The organism is Mucilaginibacter lappiensis (assembly GCF_900155965.1).
Classification (GTDB): Bacteria; Bacteroidota; Bacteroidia; order Sphingobacteriales; family Sphingobacteriaceae; genus Mucilaginibacter; species Mucilaginibacter lappiensis.
Genome location: NZ_FTMG01000012.1, coordinates 164,686 through 180,027 on the forward strand (window position 1 = coordinate 164,686; position 15,342 = coordinate 180,027).

At 40.9% G+C, this 15,342-nt stretch carries 18 protein-coding genes; 8 read left to right on the forward strand and 10 right to left on the reverse strand.

Annotated features, from left to right (window positions below):
- The first annotated feature begins 72 nt into the window (after positions 1–72).
- Positions 73–627, forward strand: coding sequence for a hypothetical protein (locus BW976_RS20615; RefSeq protein ID WP_139332367.1), 555 nt, complete (start codon positions 73–75; stop codon positions 625–627).
- Here the strand turns inward: BW976_RS20615 and BW976_RS20620 are convergent, their stop codons facing one another.
- The 8 genes from BW976_RS20620 to BW976_RS20660 form a co-directional block, all read right to left on the reverse strand.
- Positions 628–1,074, reverse strand: coding sequence for a DoxX family protein (locus BW976_RS20620; protein ID WP_076376006.1), 447 nt, complete (start codon positions 1,072–1,074; stop codon positions 628–630).
- A 60-nt stretch (positions 1,075–1,134) separates the two neighbouring features.
- Positions 1,135–1,701, reverse strand: coding sequence for a Crp/Fnr family transcriptional regulator (locus tag BW976_RS20625; protein WP_076376008.1), 567 nt, complete (start codon positions 1,699–1,701; stop codon positions 1,135–1,137).
- Positions 1,702–1,868: 167 nt separating this feature from the next.
- A complete protein-coding gene (locus BW976_RS20630; protein WP_076376087.1) occupies positions 1,869–2,561 on the reverse strand; it encodes a flavin reductase family protein in 693 nt (230 codons plus the stop codon).
- 118 nt (positions 2,562–2,679) lie between these two features.
- The gene (locus BW976_RS20635) at positions 2,680–3,027 is read right to left on the reverse strand and encodes an antibiotic biosynthesis monooxygenase family protein (RefSeq protein WP_076376010.1); all 348 of its coding nucleotides are present in this window, start codon (positions 3,025–3,027) and stop codon (positions 2,680–2,682) included.
- Positions 3,028–3,555: 528 nt separating this feature from the next.
- Entirely contained in the window at positions 3,556–3,864 is a 309-nt protein-coding gene (locus BW976_RS20640; protein WP_076376012.1) for a 2Fe-2S iron-sulfur cluster-binding protein, read from the reverse strand.
- Positions 3,865–3,866: 2 nt separating this feature from the next.
- Positions 3,867–4,877 (reverse strand): NAD(P)/FAD-dependent oxidoreductase, encoded by a 1,011-nt coding sequence (locus BW976_RS20645; protein ID WP_076376014.1) that lies wholly within the window; start codon positions 4,875–4,877, stop codon positions 3,867–3,869.
- 430 nt (positions 4,878–5,307) lie between these two features.
- The gene (locus tag BW976_RS20655) at positions 5,308–6,222 is read right to left on the reverse strand and encodes a LysR substrate-binding domain-containing protein (protein WP_221276107.1); all 915 of its coding nucleotides are present in this window, start codon (positions 6,220–6,222) and stop codon (positions 5,308–5,310) included.
- A gap of 238 nt (positions 6,223–6,460) precedes the next feature.
- Positions 6,461–8,215, reverse strand: coding sequence for a reverse transcriptase/maturase family protein (locus BW976_RS20660; RefSeq protein WP_076376018.1), 1,755 nt, complete (start codon positions 8,213–8,215; stop codon positions 6,461–6,463).
- Between the two features lie 206 nt (positions 8,216–8,421).
- On the opposite strand from BW976_RS20660, the gene BW976_RS20665 reads away from it, so the two are divergent.
- The 3 genes from BW976_RS20665 (at position 8,422) to BW976_RS20675 (ending at position 10,869) form a co-directional block, all read left to right on the forward strand.
- Positions 8,422–9,423 carry a BT4734/BF3469 family protein gene (locus BW976_RS20665; protein WP_076376020.1) on the forward strand — a complete coding sequence of 334 codons (1,002 nt, stop codon included), beginning with the start codon at positions 8,422–8,424 and terminating at the stop codon, positions 9,421–9,423.
- A 70-nt stretch (positions 9,424–9,493) separates the two neighbouring features.
- Positions 9,494–10,105 carry a class I SAM-dependent methyltransferase gene (locus tag BW976_RS20670; protein ID WP_076376022.1) on the forward strand — a complete coding sequence of 204 codons (612 nt, stop codon included), beginning with the start codon at positions 9,494–9,496 and terminating at the stop codon, positions 10,103–10,105.
- 71 nt (positions 10,106–10,176) lie between these two features.
- Complete coding sequence (locus tag BW976_RS20675; protein WP_076376024.1) at positions 10,177–10,869, forward strand: VIT1/CCC1 transporter family protein; 693 nt, start codon at positions 10,177–10,179, stop codon at positions 10,867–10,869.
- A 3-nt stretch (positions 10,870–10,872) separates the two neighbouring features.
- Here BW976_RS20675 and BW976_RS20680 read toward each other — a convergent pair whose 3' ends face one another.
- Together BW976_RS20680 and BW976_RS20685 are read right to left on the reverse strand one after the other, a co-directional pair.
- Positions 10,873–11,091 (reverse strand): hypothetical protein, encoded by a 219-nt coding sequence (locus BW976_RS20680; RefSeq protein ID WP_076376026.1) that lies wholly within the window; start codon positions 11,089–11,091, stop codon positions 10,873–10,875.
- A gap of 31 nt (positions 11,092–11,122) precedes the next feature.
- A complete protein-coding gene (locus BW976_RS20685) occupies positions 11,123–11,644 on the reverse strand; it encodes an NADPH-dependent FMN reductase (RefSeq protein ID WP_076376028.1) in 522 nt (173 codons plus the stop codon).
- A gap of 282 nt (positions 11,645–11,926) precedes the next feature.
- Here BW976_RS20685 and BW976_RS20690 point away from each other — a divergent pair, with 282 nt between their 5' ends.
- From BW976_RS20690 to dapB, 4 genes are all read left to right on the forward strand, one after another.
- Positions 11,927–12,730, forward strand: coding sequence for a ParA family protein (locus BW976_RS20690; RefSeq protein ID WP_076376030.1), 804 nt, complete (start codon positions 11,927–11,929; stop codon positions 12,728–12,730).
- 3 nt (positions 12,731–12,733) lie between these two features.
- A complete protein-coding gene (locus BW976_RS20695) occupies positions 12,734–13,657 on the forward strand; it encodes a ParB/RepB/Spo0J family partition protein (RefSeq protein ID WP_076376032.1) in 924 nt (307 codons plus the stop codon).
- A gap of 115 nt (positions 13,658–13,772) precedes the next feature.
- Complete coding sequence (locus BW976_RS20700) at positions 13,773–14,459, forward strand: DUF5683 domain-containing protein (RefSeq protein ID WP_076376034.1); 687 nt, start codon at positions 13,773–13,775, stop codon at positions 14,457–14,459.
- A 135-nt stretch (positions 14,460–14,594) separates the two neighbouring features.
- Positions 14,595–15,341 (forward strand): 4-hydroxy-tetrahydrodipicolinate reductase, encoded by a 747-nt coding sequence (gene dapB / locus BW976_RS20705; protein ID WP_076376036.1) that lies wholly within the window; start codon positions 14,595–14,597, stop codon positions 15,339–15,341.
- Position 15,342: the final 1 nt, after the last annotated feature.

Here is a 15,342-nt window from a genome sequence, read left to right on the forward strand (position 1 = left end):
GAGCAAAGACTCTTTTGAAAAATTAGAAATTAAAGATAGATGCAAGGAATCAGGAGTGATAGATCGGGAAAAATGAAGTACTGGACTTTTTTCCTTGTTCCTTGCATCCTTATTCTTTTATCGTTTTCTAACCTGGCTTTTAAATCCAAGCCATCCGGTAAATACCGGCTCGATTTTTTCACCAAACACAACCAGTTTTACCTCTGCGATTCGGCATATAAAAGCAATACCGGCTCCGATACTTTCTGGACACCGGAAGCCTATCATGATAAATTGGGCGTTGACTATGATATCCTGGGCATTGGTATTGAAAGTTATGGTCATGTAAAAGCCGACCTGGAAATACTAGACAGCGCCGATCCTGAAAAAGATTTTAGCCGGTATGATCATGTGGTGGAAGCCGGCATTACCATTCAATCGGGGTTGTTGCAGGTACTTAACTTTCCGGATTATAAATCATATTTGAAACTCATTATCACCCCCGGCAAATATCGGGTAAGAGTTTATTCCTCAGGATTAAACAATGTGGATCCCGAAGCCGATGAGGGCCAGGATCATTATAAAATAACGATGTGGGCCGATAGCCGTATGGATCGCAAAGTGCTCAAGCAGTTTGTGAAAAAGTAATTACAACAAACAGCTCCAATAAACCCAGGCTATAAACAAAAGCTGCAACGGCATCCGGAACCGCAAATACTCCGGACCAGGTCCATCTAACGTAGCTTTTTCCATATTCAAGTGTTTCATGGCGGCATTGATATTGGCCGGAGTAAGTACTATGAAAAACAGGATAAGACACCATGCCGTAAGTGTACGGGTATCAGGTATAAGCAAACCCACGGCCGCGGCAATTTCTATCATTCCGGTAATATATACTACTTGTTTTTTATAGGGGATAGATGCAGGCAGCATCATGGCCATGCCCTTGGTAAATTTAAAATGCCCCAGGGCGGTAAAGGCCATCATCACAGCCATAGCTATCTGGGCCGACAGTTTTATATTAAAATCATCTGTTAATTTAGTAACTATAAGGCCTATTCCAAAGGTAGCCAGTAATACGATCAGTACTTTCATATTGGTGTTTTATTTGATGCAAAAGTGGAAATACACCCAGCAACAAACAATGAACCTGGGTTAAGTAATGCGTCGCCGTATCCGGCTTAATCCCTGTGGTGTAACGCCGATATATGAGGCGATATACTTTAAGGGGATATATTTAATAAGGTATGGTTCTTCGGTAAATAAGTTCAGATAGCGTTGTTCGGCAGTGTCATTTAAAAGCGATAGTTCCCGTTTGGATTTGAGCAGGAAAATAGCTTCGCAGGCGTGGCGGGCCATAGTCTGGCCAACTTCTGTATCAGCATAAATATGTTGCAGGTCATTATAAGTTAACCGCCATAGCGTAACATCGGTAAGCGTTTCTATCTGGTAAGGCGATGGTCCCCGGGTTAAAAATGAATCATATCCGCTGGTAAAATGGTTGCCAAAACTAAAGGAGAAGGTTACATCGTTATCATCTTTAGGGATATAATAACGTACTATTCCTGTTTCCATGAACGACATATAGTTTTCTGTTTCACCTCTTTTTAAAAGCACGGTATGTTTAGGGACTTTCCGTTTGGTCAACTTCGACGAAAATATTTGCCAATCCTTGTCGCTCATAGGAGCAATGTGCTCCAGGTATTCCCGTATTTTTTCCATAAAGGTGAAGATAAGCACTAAGGCTTATATTTTACCATCTCGTGGTGTCATGCTGAGCTCCATCGAAGCATGGTGGGCAGGCCTCTGCGCTCTACCTTCGACGGGGCTCAGGGTGACGCCCTTTACCGTCCCCTCAGGGGCTCTCGGAGAGGGCCCTGAGACTGGTGTCAGGCATCCGCCGGCTCCATGATACTTTTCATATTCCGGGCTATCTCTATATCAGCACTACGGTATTTATACTCCGGAATACTGGCCAGCGACGAATCATGTACTTGTTCGCCAAGACCATAAAACTGTTGAAAACTCATGATCAGCGGTCGCCATTTGTTCGGATCAACACGGTTGGGGTCACCATTCATGATGATGGATTCTTCCAGGTAAACCTGTACTATTTTTAACTCCATGGTTACTATGCGTCCGCGTTGCTGGTCGTTGTCTTCGCCAATGGGGTGTATTTCGGCTACGTGCGCCTCCATTTGTACCGGGCACTCCATGGCACGCGGAGCGGCCACTTTTTGCGATGGTACCGGGGTTAGTCCCGCAATCCCAAACTTATCGGGCTCATAATAATAACCGCGACTTAATTTACCTTCGGGCACCGGGTGCATGCCGGTTTTAAGCGCCAGGTTATTCACCGCCTGTACCTCATTAACCGATGGCAGGTTTAAAACACATTGCCCTGTACGCTGCAGGTTTTGCACCGTTTTAGAGGTGGTAGCCATGCCGATGATACAACGCCAGCCCAGCCAGAAAACTGATGATATGGGCGCTAAATTATATGACCCATCCTCGTTTAGGGTACTGATGAGTACTACCGGGGTGCCGAAGTACAGGATGGCGGGTTCGCTTATTTTGTGCATGTTGCTATTATTTTGATAATTATTGAATACGCTTATTTGCTTATTCAAAATTGCCAAATTATACGCCCCTGTGAAACCCGGAACTTGCGGTATTTGATCGGCCTTGTGTTATCCTGCCTTACCCATGATGCGCTTGCTTGCTATCCTGAGGTACCTCCTTTCTGTCAAACATGCCGTAATCACGTACCACATGCGCTATACGCAAATGATAATCTTTAAACACGTATTCGCGGCCTTTGGCCTGGGCATCCCGGTGTACTTCTATATTGCGCCATTGCTTTACAGCTTCCTCATCGCGCCAAAAGGATAAGGACAATATTTTACCCGGATCGGTCAAGCTCTGAAAACGTTCTATCGAAATAAAACCGTCAATAGTGACCAATGTAGGTTTCAGATCGGCGGCTATGTCCAGGTATTCCTGCTTTTTGCCCTCCGCGGGCATCACTTCAAAAATTACGGCTACCATTTTATTTGCTTTTGATGATGTAACAACTCAAAGGTATGGTAGTTTGATGAAGGATACTTCGGGTTGGAGTGAAGTGTAGGATGGCGACTCACCCGGTAATAGCTTCGCTCGACCACCCTCTCTTGGCTTGCGGCGGAAAGAGGGGATTTTAGAAGATCGGATATCATTTGATTTTGTCATCCTGAGGAACGAAGGATCTATTGTTGAATTTGCAGGGCTGCAAAATAGATGCTTCACTCCGTTCAGCATGACAAAGCCTTTTTACCCTATTTCCGGCGAAGCCGAAGAGGGGGCCGTCCAGCGTAGCGCAGACGGGGTGAGTCTTCGCCGCCAGGACAAATCTCCCGGTTTTAGCGTGATGACTTAGTGTATCAATTTTCGCCTGTTTTGCCGATTTGTTAAAAAGTGTTAAAATGGGGTATTTTTGAGCATTTTTCCTTAAAAAACAATAGAAAAAGAGCTGTTTTGATCTTAAAAAATGTTAAAAATGCCCTTGTTTACTTAGTGTACAAAAAAACTGGGCATAACTTAAAGTAATCTAAACACCATCCCATCCATTTCTTCACTCAGATGGATCTGGCAGGCCAGGCGGCTGTCCGGACCTGCATTAGGCAGTGTGTCGAGCATATCGAGCTCATTATCTGTCGGGGTAAAATACTGTTCGGGGCCTTCCACCACCTGTACATGGCAGGTGGCGCACAGGGCCATACCGCCGCAGGTAGCCAGTATCTCATATTCTGAGGCTTTGAGCACCTCCATCAAACTCAGGTTGATGCCTTCGGGAATTTCGACCGGGGCACGGTGGCCTTCACGGTCTTCAATAATTAAGTTGATCATGGCTAAAACTCGGTTACGCCGTAAACGGTAGTGTATTTAAAACTTAGTTTTTGTTCGGGGTAAACGTATTTAAAGGCACTTTGGGCCATCAATGCCGCTTCATGGAAACCGCAAAGGATCAGCTTTAGCTTACCCGGGTAGGTATTGATATCGCCTATGGCATAAATACGTTCCACGCTGGTGCTGTAATCGCGGGTGTTCACCACAATGGCCGAAAAATCAATATTAAGGCCCCAGTTGGCAATTGGTCCAAGTTTGGGGCTCAGGCCAAACAGCGGTATCAAATGATCGGCGGTGATATGGCTTACCTGGTTATTTCGATCTAATAAAGTGACTTCCTGCAAATGCCCTTCGCCGGTTAAAGCTACTACGTTCGATTTGAGCACCAGGTCGATCTTGCCTTGTTTGGCCAGTTCAAAAACCTTCTCGGCAGCATCAGGCGTACCACGGAAGGTATCGCCCCGGTGTACCAATGTAACCCGTTCGGCCACATCGGCCAAAAATATGGCCCAGTCCAGCGCCGAATCGCCACCACCAGCAATTACTACTTTACGACCGCGTAAGGCTTCGGGATTTTTAACCATATAGGCCACGCCTTTCCCTTCAAACTCCAGTAAACGGTCAATCTCTGGTTTGCGGGGTTCAAAACAACCCAGGCCACCAGCTATCACCACCACCTGGCAGTGTACGGTGGTACCGTCGTTGGTTTGTATCAGGTAGGAGCCATCGTCATTCTTAGTGAGGGTTTCTACCCGTTCGCCCAGGCTAAAAGTGGGGTGGAAGGGCGCTCCCTGCTCCATCAGCCTGTCAACCAGTTGCTGGGCAGTAATATCCGGATAACCGGGAATATCATAAATAGGTTTGCGTGGATATATTTCAGAAAGCTGACCGCCAACCTGCGGCAGCACGTCAATTAAATGGCAGCGCATTTTGAGTAAACCCGCTTCAAAAACAGCAAATAAACCAACAGGACCTGCGCCTATAATGCAAATATCGGTATTGATGTGTTCCATAAAAGTGCCTTTTAATAAGCACTCAAATGTGGCTACAAGTCATTCAAAAATCAAATGGTATTTAGTAATGTGTCATTACTCCAGGTTATAGTGACTCTGTTTGAATTTGTTTTTATGCCTGACTGTTTATGCAGAGTGATTTCACATAACTTATTCATATATTTAGAATAATTAACACGTGTTTTTTTTATTCCCTAAATAAATTCCAATGAAAAGTATATTTACGGGCAGTAATAGCGACAAATTAGTTTTTTGGCAAAAAGTATTAAACTACTTCAATATCTTTGGGTTAAGTAGTATTGTTATGGCAAATGTTTTTAAAAAAGATCTATTGCCATACAGACCTATACTATTAATTTATTTGCCCATATTAGTGTTAATTGGGGGAGTTGCCACAATTATGGTTTTCGTCTTAAAATACAAAATAAATTCAAACTGAGACACTACCCTTCAGGTTATAATTGGCGAGGCAAAAACGCTTAAAAAGATCAATCAATTTGCTGTTTTTGCCATGCAGTTGAATGAACTGAAAAGTGCGGAAAATTTCCATCCCTTTAATCTCAATAATGCTCAGTTCATTATACTTCAACTCACTCAGTACCGATTGGATAGACAGGAAAGTGGCGGTATCTGAGTACAATAAATATTGTTTGATGGCGATACTGCTTTCCAGCTGGATCTCGATGTTGAGGTCCTTGGGGTTGATCTGTACATCGGCCAGGGCATTAAAGATTACATCCAGCGTGCCCGAACCGGCTTCGCGCAGTACCAGCGGTATGTCCAGTAATTGTTTGGGACTGATCTCCTGTTTTTTAGATAACTTATTATTGGCCCGGGTTACCAGCACAATCTCGTCCTTGGCAAAAGGGGAGTAGGCCAGCTGCGGCGAATGGGCGGCACCTTCCACAATGGCCACATCAATTTTTTCGTCGAGGATTAGCTGCGAAATATAATCAGTATTACCCTGTATAAAGTTGAAGGTAACATCGGGATAGGTCTTTTTGAATAGCGCCAATATCTTGGGTAAAATGGTTTGGGCCACCGTAGTGCTGGCGCCAATGTGCAGCGTACCTGCCTCCAAATTGTTGAGCTGGGCCAGTTCGGTTTCCAATTCGGTATAGGTTTGGAATATCTTTTCGGCGTATTGTGCCAGTATTTTACCCGCTACAGTAAGCGCTATATTATTGCCATTGCGTTTAAACAACTGGGTGCTCAGCTGCTGCTCCAGCTCTTTAATATGCTTGGTAACCGCCGGTTGAGTAATGTACAGCTCATGAGCAGCTTTGGTAAAACTGAGCCTTTGGGCAACCGTATAAAAAACCTTTAACCTGAAATCAAAAATCATTGGGTTAAAATTAGTGGTTTTATGGCAGAAAAGAGGATGGAACTATTTTACTTCCCTCGAACATTTGAGGAAGTTAGCAAAAGGAACAGACGTACAGGCAATAACAGCCAGACAACATATCGAGATAATTCTTGTGCTGAGGTAGATGAATGTTTCCATGCTATTGAGATTTATTTTAGAGGGAAATGTTACAGGAGAAATTTCCAGTAACAATTATTTGTAGATATGATGCGAGATTTTAGCGAATGGACGTTTGTGTAGGAAGATTGGACGAGAAATTATGGTAACTAAAAGGATTTCCAAAATATGTTTTATTAATAATTACCGGATTCTCCGTAGCCCTAGTCAAGTATTTTAATTTTCTTTTGAAATTGTTAATTGAAACAGTTCTTTGTCTATCTAAATATCTTAATTGTGATTTTACTATAATATTATAGTTCAGATTTTTAAACCCATTTGTCCAACATAATCCTGGTTTTATAGACTTGTAATTGTATAGTTTAACTCTTCCAACAGACATTGCGATTAATCTGCTTTCTAATGCATAAACTTGTTGCTTCTTTGATTTTCTTGAACTTTCGTTTATGTTTTTTTGAGTTTTAACGTTGTGAGATAACGCCTTCAATACTTCTTGCGCTTCTTTCTTTTGTTTGTTAACTTCTTTTTTTAGTGATTTCTTCCTGATTCTAATATTTCCATCGAAACGAACTTGATAGCCTACAAAGCTTACCCAAGGCACTCCGCTATTAGTTCTTGAAGTCCATTTATACGGTTTCTTAGATTTAGTTTTCCAAAAAGCTTTATTGTAAACAACGATATCTTCAGGTTGATGAATTAATAGTCTTGATGATTTGATTTTTTTATTGTATCGCTTTAAAGCCTCCTCACACTTCATTTTTTCAGTATGCATAATTACCATGTCATCACAAAAACGGATATAAAGTAAATCGCTGTCTTTCGGTTCGCTATCAACTGATTCATCTACATCGTGTAATATTAAATTTGCGATTAAACATGATAATGCCCCTCCTTGGGGTACACCAATGTTTGAGGTATCAACATTGCCATCATAAAAATTATGTCTTAATTCATCGTAGGGCCATTCGAATTGCCCATTAGGAATATTGTAACCTAGGAAATATTGGGGCGTTTTATTTAATTTGAAAACGCTGTTATTAAACGTATATGAATTAAGATATTGAAGGAATATCCTTATAGCTGATTTTGAAACTTTTAAATCTGCCCCCTCAACTTTCTGTACGAATTTTTCAAAAATGTTAATGATTAATTCATGGTTAACACAGTCAAAAAACTTTTTTAAATCACACTCAGCAACCCAAACAGAGCCTTTTTTTATTCTTTCTTTATAATTTATGATTTCAGTAATAGTGTCATGGTGAGTTCTAATAACATCATATTTCACTGATCGAAATGCGTATGAGCAATTATGTAAATATGGATCGAAAATATCAGTCAGGTATTTGGACGTTAAGCTTATAATGACCCGATCTTCGAGATTATATAAAGAAATTGGCCTACAAACAGTGCAATGTTTATTATCATCTTTCTTAATCGGAACTATTATTGGTAATTTAATAGATTCATTATCAGGATTTTTTATTCTTTCTTGAACGTAGTAAATGAACTTATTAAGCTTTAAATACCATTCTGGTGGAGTGATTTTTTTATTTACAACATTTATGTGTGTTGTTAGAATGGTCTTATATAGTGCAGCTATGTTTAAATCTTGAGTATTGGCGAACTTATTCCGACTTTTTAAATTTGGCCTATACCACTGACGTCTACTTGGAAAGAGTTCTTTTAAATCAGAAGGGCAATTATGTTTCGTCTTGAAATAGTGCATTGAAACTTTATGCAAGCTAATATCCCTTAGTAAATGATATTTATGCTTTTTTTTAGCACTCTTGATACGGTATTTGCATAAAAGCGTAATTATCGCTTTATGACTGAAATATCTTTCTAAATCCTTCATAAAAAAGCTAGAGTAGCTGGTTTAGGTTTTAACCAAAATACTGACATAAATCAGATGCATTGAATAACATACGGGAGGAACAACGCAAAAAAGCCATTTTTTCAACTTTACAGTCTATCTAATAAAAGAACCCGATTCAATTTAATGAATTTTTACATTCACTCTTCGCTACTCTAGCGTGTCTAAATATATATATATTTGTTATTATGATTGATGAAAAATGCTTTGTTATTTCTAAGTATAATAATGCGGTTTCTAAAATTGATAATAACATAGATCTTTTTGAGGAATTAAACATGATAAAAACCGGTGTTTTTAAGGACTCGGTTTTATTATGTAGAAATTTACTAAATGAAGGCTTAGTTTTAGAATATAAACAAGCAAAAGCTAAATTGCCTGCTGTAACTTTCAGCGGTAGATTTAATGGCTCCCATAGGAAGGAAAATTTAATAGACTACAACGGGTTCATAATAATAGATTTAGATGGGATTGAGACTCTTAAAGTCAAAGAGTTAAAGCAAAAATTATTTGATGATGATTATGTTTGGGCAACTTGGACATCGCCATCAAATAGAGGGATAAAAATATTAATAAAGACTAATGCGAACGTAGAAACACATAAATTATACTTTGATGAACTTGTAAAATATATAAAATTAAAGTACGATTTGAATGTAGATAAAAGTGGAAGTGATGTATGCCGATTATGTTTTTCTTCTTACGATCCCGATATTCTTATCAAAGAAAGTTATCATCTATTTGAAGTAGATGTTGAGACAATTTCTTCGAACTTAATAAATGAAATAAATCCTAAGCGTCAGAAATCAAATACTATAATTCAGCCTAAATTTGTCAATTCTAATTTAGATAAACTGCTTTTTTATTCAACAGATAAAAAAAACAGCCAGAGTGATAGAATTATTATGGGGAAAGTAATTAAATATCTAAAAAAGCATAGTATTTCAATTACTTCGAATTATGAACAATGGTACAAAGTGGGGCTTTCTATCGCTAATACATTTACATTTGATATAGGTAAAAAGTATTATTTGGAAGTGTGTAGTTTGGATGGAATAAATCATGATGAATATAAAAGTCTATATCTACTTGAATACTGTTATCGGAACCGCAAAATGGATCAAGTTTCCTTTGCTACAATTATATACTTTGCAGAACAAAAAGGGTTCATATTAAAAAATAAAACATAGGGTTTAGCATTCCTTTACCTCTTTTCGCATCTCTCCAGATTCCTTAATTTCCCCCTCCAAACAACATCCCATGCAAAACAATCTGCAGCAAAGCTTTGGCAATATCGATATCTATTTGTTCGATCAGTTATTGAAAGGGCGCTTTGATCATTGCGAAACCGTACTGGATGCCGGCTGCGGCGGCGGGCGCAACCTGGTGTATTTTATGCAAAATGGCTTTGATGTATATGGTACCGACCAAAGTGCAGAAGCTGTAGAGGCGGTAAAACAGCTCTCGGCAAAGCTTTCATCTACACACGCGCTCAACAAATTCCGGGTATCTGGCGTGGAGGATATGCCCTGGGCCGATAATCATTTCGACCTGGTGATCTGCAGCGCCGTATTGCATTTTGCCAAAAATGAGCAGCACTTTGATAATATGGTACGTTCGCTGTGGCGGGTGCTGAAACCAGGCGGTTATCTGTTTGCCCGCCTGGCATCGGATATCGGTATCGAAGAATTGGTGGCAAGCACAGGCAATGGCCGCTACCTGCTACCCGATGGCTCCGAACGTTTCCTGGTGAATGAGCAAACGCTGCTCCGGTACACTGCCGAATTAGGCGGCTCTCTTTATGAACCCATCAAAACCACCAATGTGCAAAACCTGCGTTGTATGACCACCTGGTGTGTGCAAAAGCAGTAAAGCTTAATTCAAACTAATAACAAATAGTTATTTATACCGATTACTAACCTTAATGCAGGTACCTTTAACCTATGCATCACGAACAACATTTACAAAGCTCAGACACCATCAGGGACATTGTTATTGGTATGTCTGATGGGCTAACGGTACCTTTTGCCCTGGCCGCTGGTTTAAGCGGGGCAGTAAACTCCTCGGGTATTGTGATCACGGCCGGGATAGCCGAAATTGTGGCAGGGTCCATCGCTATGGGCCTGGGCGGTTTTTTGGCCGGTCGTACCGAAGCCGATCATTATGCTTCTGAACTGAAAAGGGAGTATGAGGAGGTAGAAAAAGTACCCGAGCAGGAAAAAGCAGAAGTAAAGGAAGTGTTCGCGGCCTTTGGCCTGTCGGAAAAACTACAGCATGAAGTTGCCGAAGAAATGGCCAAAGACAAAGATAAATGGGTTGATTTTATGATGCGCTATGAGTTGGGGCTGGAAGAGCCCAAAGCTAACCGGGCCACACAAAGCGCCATCACCATTGGTGTATCCTATATTGTTGGAGGCATTATCCCGCTCTCGCCCTATTTTTTTATTGCCGATTCAACGCAGGCTTTATATTATTCTTGCGGTATTACCATGATCTGCCTGTTTGTGTTTGGCTATTTCAAAAGCAAGGTAACCGGGCAACCTGCTATCAAAGGCGCACTGAAAGTATTACTGATAGGAGCCCTGGCTGCTGCTGCTGCATTTGGAATGGCTAAGCTGATCAACGGGCAGCATTAAAACTCATGTTTTTTTAGGAGAGTGGTAATTAGGATTATATATAAAGTCGCCGGTAATTATTCCTTTTGAGTTGACCTTCCATGCACCTTTTATAGCCTGTGGAGGTACATTTTCTTCATTTTTGAAAGCTTCGTCAATTACATACACCCATCCATCTGGATTGTTCAATGCTTCTTTAACGACATCTTCAGGGAGGGGCCTTTTTCGATTAAGAAAACTCATAGATAATAATTGACCGACAATGAATGGCAAACTAAAATTTAATAAACTTATCTATTTGTTCGTCGGTAAATTTTAAAGTATCGGCATTTAACAAATTGCCATCCTGATCCATTTCTTTATTGATAGAGGAGATGTGGATTTTTAACGACATGATGTTGAGATGCATGTAATGGCAAACTCCCGTAAAATGATCGATACCCCTGATATTGCCGTACTTGCCGGATGACAGACCAACCAACGCGGCTTTTTTATCATAAAAGCTGGATGGGAAATCGCAGGCATCCATAAAAACCTTCAATACGCCCGGGAAGCTGCCATTGTATTCGGGGATGATAAATATGAATTTATCGGTACGGTTAATCAAATCCTGTATCGGTTCAAACTCCGGGCTGCGCTTGCCGTACAAATCGGTTTGTATCACATTTGCCGGCAGATCGGCCAATGAAAATATACCTGCCTCAACGCCTTTCTCACTCAATTTTTGCTGATAATATTTAGCAAGCTTAAGTGTATGGCTTCCGGGGCGATTGGTTGATGATATAATTGTGATCATGTATAATTATTGATTTAATGAATTATTGATTGAAGCTCAAATATTCTTAAAGCTCCCATATTACTCAATAATTCCGTTATTCAATAAATCATTCATTCAATAACTCAATAATTCAGTAATTCAATAATTAAATTGTTTGTAAATTGCCAAATCCTGTGGATTTCGGAATAGTTTTAAATCCGTATCTTTATCACCGGACAAAAACTTTACGAAAGTAGAAATTTCCGGTTCTATTTTTCGTTGTTATAAATCATAGTAATATAAATTTTGTAAGGATATAGAATGAGTAAAATAATTGCTTTAGCCAACCAGAAAGGTGGCGTAGGAAAAACTACATCATCTATAAATCTGGCCGCAAGTTTGGCCGTATTAGATTTTAAAACCTTGTTGGTTGATGCGGATCCGCAGGCTAATTCAACATCGGGTATCGGTTTTGATCCCCGTAACATCAAGAATAGTATTTACGAGTGCATCATAAACCAGGTTGACCCGCATGAGGCTATCCAGAAAACGGATACCCCAAACCTTGATCTGCTACCGGCCCATATCGATCTGGTAGGTGCCGAGATTGAAATGATTAACCTGAGCGGCCGCGAGTATAAAATGAAACAGGTATTTGAAGCCATACAAAACGAGTATGACTTTATTATTATCGACTGCTCGCCATCTTTAGGTTTGATCACTATCAACGCGCTAACCGCAGCCAATTCGGTAATTATACCTGTACAATGTGAATACTTTGCGTTGGAAGGTTTGGGTAAATTACTTAACACCATAAAAATTGTACAGTCGCGCCTTAACCCGCAGCTGGAAATTGAAGGTATATTATTAACCATGTACGATGTGCGTTTGCGTTTGAGCAACCAGGTGGTTGATGAAGTTAAAACGCATTTTGAGGATATGGTTTTTGATACCATCATTCAGCGTAACACCCGTTTAAGCGAAGCGCCAAGCTTCGGTGTATCGGTAATTATGCATGATGCCACCTGTAAGGGTGCCATCAATTATTTAAACCTGGCCCGCGAAATTATTGAGAAGAACGGCCTCACCAAGAACGAGTCGGAAGCCGCGACAGCAACAGTGTAACCAATGAGTAGTGAAAGAAGAAATGCCCTGGGCAAAGGATTAAGTGCGCTGTTGAATGACTCTGTAAACGTACAACCTTATAATAAAACCAAGGATAAAGATAAAGAAGCCTCCACATCAGCTGTGGAGGTTAATAGCCTGGGCTCGGTAAATGAGATACAACTGGCCGAAATTGAGGTAAACCCCTTTCAGCCCCGTACCGATTTTGATGAACAAGCCCTGGCCGAACTGGCCGACTCCATTAAACTGCAAGGGTTAATACAGCCCATTACGGTAAGGCGCATTAACGCGCATAAATACCAGCTCATATCGGGCGAGCGCCGTTTCCGTGCTTCAAAAATAGCCGGGTTAACGCAGATACCTGCCTATGTGCGTACCGCCAACGACCAGCAAATGCTGGAGATGGCCCTCATCGAAAACATCCAGCGCGAAAACCTGAATGCCATTGAAGTGGCCCTCAGCTTTCAGCGCATGATTGAAGAATGTAACCTGAAACAGGAAGAGCTGGGCGACCGCGTGAGCAAAAACCGCTCAACCGTAACCAATTATTTGCGTTTGTTAAAGTTGCCGCCAAGCATACAGGCATCCATCCGCGATGGAGCTTTAACCATGGGTCATGCCAAGGCTTTGATCACTATTGACGATCCCGCCAAACAATTATATTTACATCAACATATCATTCAGCAAGGTTTATCCGTTCGTAAAGCTGAAGAACTGGCTCGTGAAATACAGAAGTCGCCGGTAAAGAAGGAAGGGAAACAACCCGAACCCGTATCATACCAGCTGCAAAAAATACAGGACGATCTGGCTTCAAAGTTTAGTACAAGGGTAAAACTTAAGGTAGGCAACAAAGGGAGCGGTGTTATTGAAATACCTTTTCTTTCAGACGATGATCTGGGCCGTATCCTGGAGATGCTGGATTGGTAAGACCGAGAGCCAAGAAATTAGAGTCAAGAATCAAGACATGAAGATAAATTTACGATTATCACTTTTTCTTGGTTCTTGACTCTAATTTCTTGCCTCTTAAATATTATATTAAAAGATGTATAAATTCCTGCTTGTTATTGGTTTAGTTACCGTATTTGCTTTAACGGCAAAAGCGCAAGGGCTTGGGCCAGATACCGTGAAATCTGGTAAAAGCGACACTACGAAAAAAGCGTCGAATACAGCCCCCGGCTCTTTTGCGCCGCCTATTAAAAAAGAAAAAGTATATCATCCCGATAGCTTACACAGTCCCCATAAGGCGGTAATGCACTCCTTAATGATTCCGGGATGGGGCCAGCTGTATAACCGTAGCTGGTGGAAAGTACCAATCATCTATGGTGGTCTGGGCCTTTTGGTTTCGGCGGTGATATTTAATCAAAAAAATTATAACGAAAATTTAGCGATATATAATTATCGTAAGCAGGGTATCGCTCCCACACCCGGTCAGCCGTATTATGCTACATACCAGTTATATGCCCAGTATAATGTGCCCGATGCTAGTATCATCAGCCAGCTCGATGGCTACAGACGTAACCGCGATCTGAGCTATTTCGGTATTTTGGCTGCCTGGGGTATACAGACTGTTGAAGCTTACATCGATGCCAAATTCATGCATTCCTATACGGTTGATAACAACCTGGGCATGAATATGAAAATTACCCCAGGTTTAATCAACCAGCCGGTTTATGCACAAACTGCTAATACTTCTTATATTCCGTCGATAAAAATTACCTTTACGTTTTAGATTAGTATCAAGTAGCTAGTATCAAGTATCAGATTTTTTAAGAGATTAAACAATTAAGAGAGCTTTGATACACGCCATTTATATATAGGGCAGCTGTCTTGATACTTGATACTAGCTACTTGATACTAAAAAATAATGAAAATAGCATTACTGGGTTATGGAAAAATGGGCAAGATCATCGAGAAGATCGCCATTAGCCGCAAACATGAAATTGTGTTAACGATAGATCACGATACCCTGGATGATCTGACGGTTGAAAACTTACAAAAAGCCGATGTGGTTATTGAATTTACCATGCCGGCATCAGTATTGGATAACATTAAGCACTGCTTTAATGCAGGCGTGCCCATTGTAGTTGGTACAACCGGTTGGTACGATCAAATACCCGAAATAAAGCAGCTTTGCGAAGAGAGTAACAATACCTTGTTGTACGGATCAAACTTTAGCGTTGGCGTAAATATATTTTTTCATGTTAACCGCCTGCTGGCCAAAGTAATGAACAACTATCCGTACTATGATGTGCAGGTAGAAGAGATTCATCATACCCAAAAGCTCGACTCGCCCAGCGGCACTGCTATCACCATTGCCGAAGGTATCCTGGATAACCTGGAAACCAAATCTGAATGGGTTAATGTTTTAACTACAGATGATAAAAGCGATGACGACGCGGTTTCCAATAACCAATTGCTGATCGAATCTTTACGTATCGACAGCGTTCCAGGTACGCATACCGTTATTTACGACTCGGAAGTGGATACCATCGAATTTAAACATACGGCCCATAACCGCAACGGTTTTGCCCTTGGCGCGGTACTGGCTGCCGAATGGGTGCACAATAAAAAAGGTTTTTATGCTGTTGATGCTATGTTTGATTTTAAATAGC

Coding starts and splice junctions, on each gene's coding strand:
- BW976_RS20615 (WP_139332367.1), top strand. CDS start 73: ATGAAGTACTGGACTTTTTTCCTTGTTCCTTGCATCCTTATTCTTTTA.
- BW976_RS20620 (WP_076376006.1), bottom strand. CDS start 1,074: ATGAAAGTACTGATCGTATTACTGGCTACCTTTGGAATAGGCCTTATA.
- BW976_RS20625 (WP_076376008.1), bottom strand. CDS start 1,701: ATGGAAAAAATACGGGAATACCTGGAGCACATTGCTCCTATGAGCGAC.
- BW976_RS20630 (WP_076376087.1), bottom strand. CDS start 2,561: ATGCACAAAATAAGCGAACCCGCCATCCTGTACTTCGGCACCCCGGTA.
- BW976_RS20635 (WP_076376010.1), bottom strand. CDS start 3,027: ATGGTAGCCGTAATTTTTGAAGTGATGCCCGCGGAGGGCAAAAAGCAG.
- BW976_RS20640 (WP_076376012.1), bottom strand. CDS start 3,864: ATGATCAACTTAATTATTGAAGACCGTGAAGGCCACCGTGCCCCGGTC.
- BW976_RS20645 (WP_076376014.1), bottom strand. CDS start 4,877: ATGGAACACATCAATACCGATATTTGCATTATAGGCGCAGGTCCTGTT.
- BW976_RS20655 (WP_221276107.1), bottom strand. CDS start 6,222: ATGATTTTTGATTTCAGGTTAAAGGTTTTTTATACGGTTGCCCAAAGG.
- BW976_RS20660 (WP_076376018.1), bottom strand. CDS start 8,215: ATGAAGGATTTAGAAAGATATTTCAGTCATAAAGCGATAATTACGCTT.
- BW976_RS20665 (WP_076376020.1), top strand. CDS start 8,422: ATGATTGATGAAAAATGCTTTGTTATTTCTAAGTATAATAATGCGGTT.
- BW976_RS20670 (WP_076376022.1), top strand. CDS start 9,494: ATGCAAAACAATCTGCAGCAAAGCTTTGGCAATATCGATATCTATTTG.
- BW976_RS20675 (WP_076376024.1), top strand. CDS start 10,177: ATGCATCACGAACAACATTTACAAAGCTCAGACACCATCAGGGACATT.
- BW976_RS20680 (WP_076376026.1), bottom strand. CDS start 11,091: ATGAGTTTTCTTAATCGAAAAAGGCCCCTCCCTGAAGATGTCGTTAAA.
- BW976_RS20685 (WP_076376028.1), bottom strand. CDS start 11,644: ATGATCACAATTATATCATCAACCAATCGCCCCGGAAGCCATACACTT.
- BW976_RS20690 (WP_076376030.1), top strand. CDS start 11,927: ATGAGTAAAATAATTGCTTTAGCCAACCAGAAAGGTGGCGTAGGAAAA.
- BW976_RS20695 (WP_076376032.1), top strand. CDS start 12,734: ATGAGTAGTGAAAGAAGAAATGCCCTGGGCAAAGGATTAAGTGCGCTG.
- BW976_RS20700 (WP_076376034.1), top strand. CDS start 13,773: ATGTATAAATTCCTGCTTGTTATTGGTTTAGTTACCGTATTTGCTTTA.
- dapB (WP_076376036.1), top strand. CDS start 14,595: ATGAAAATAGCATTACTGGGTTATGGAAAAATGGGCAAGATCATCGAG.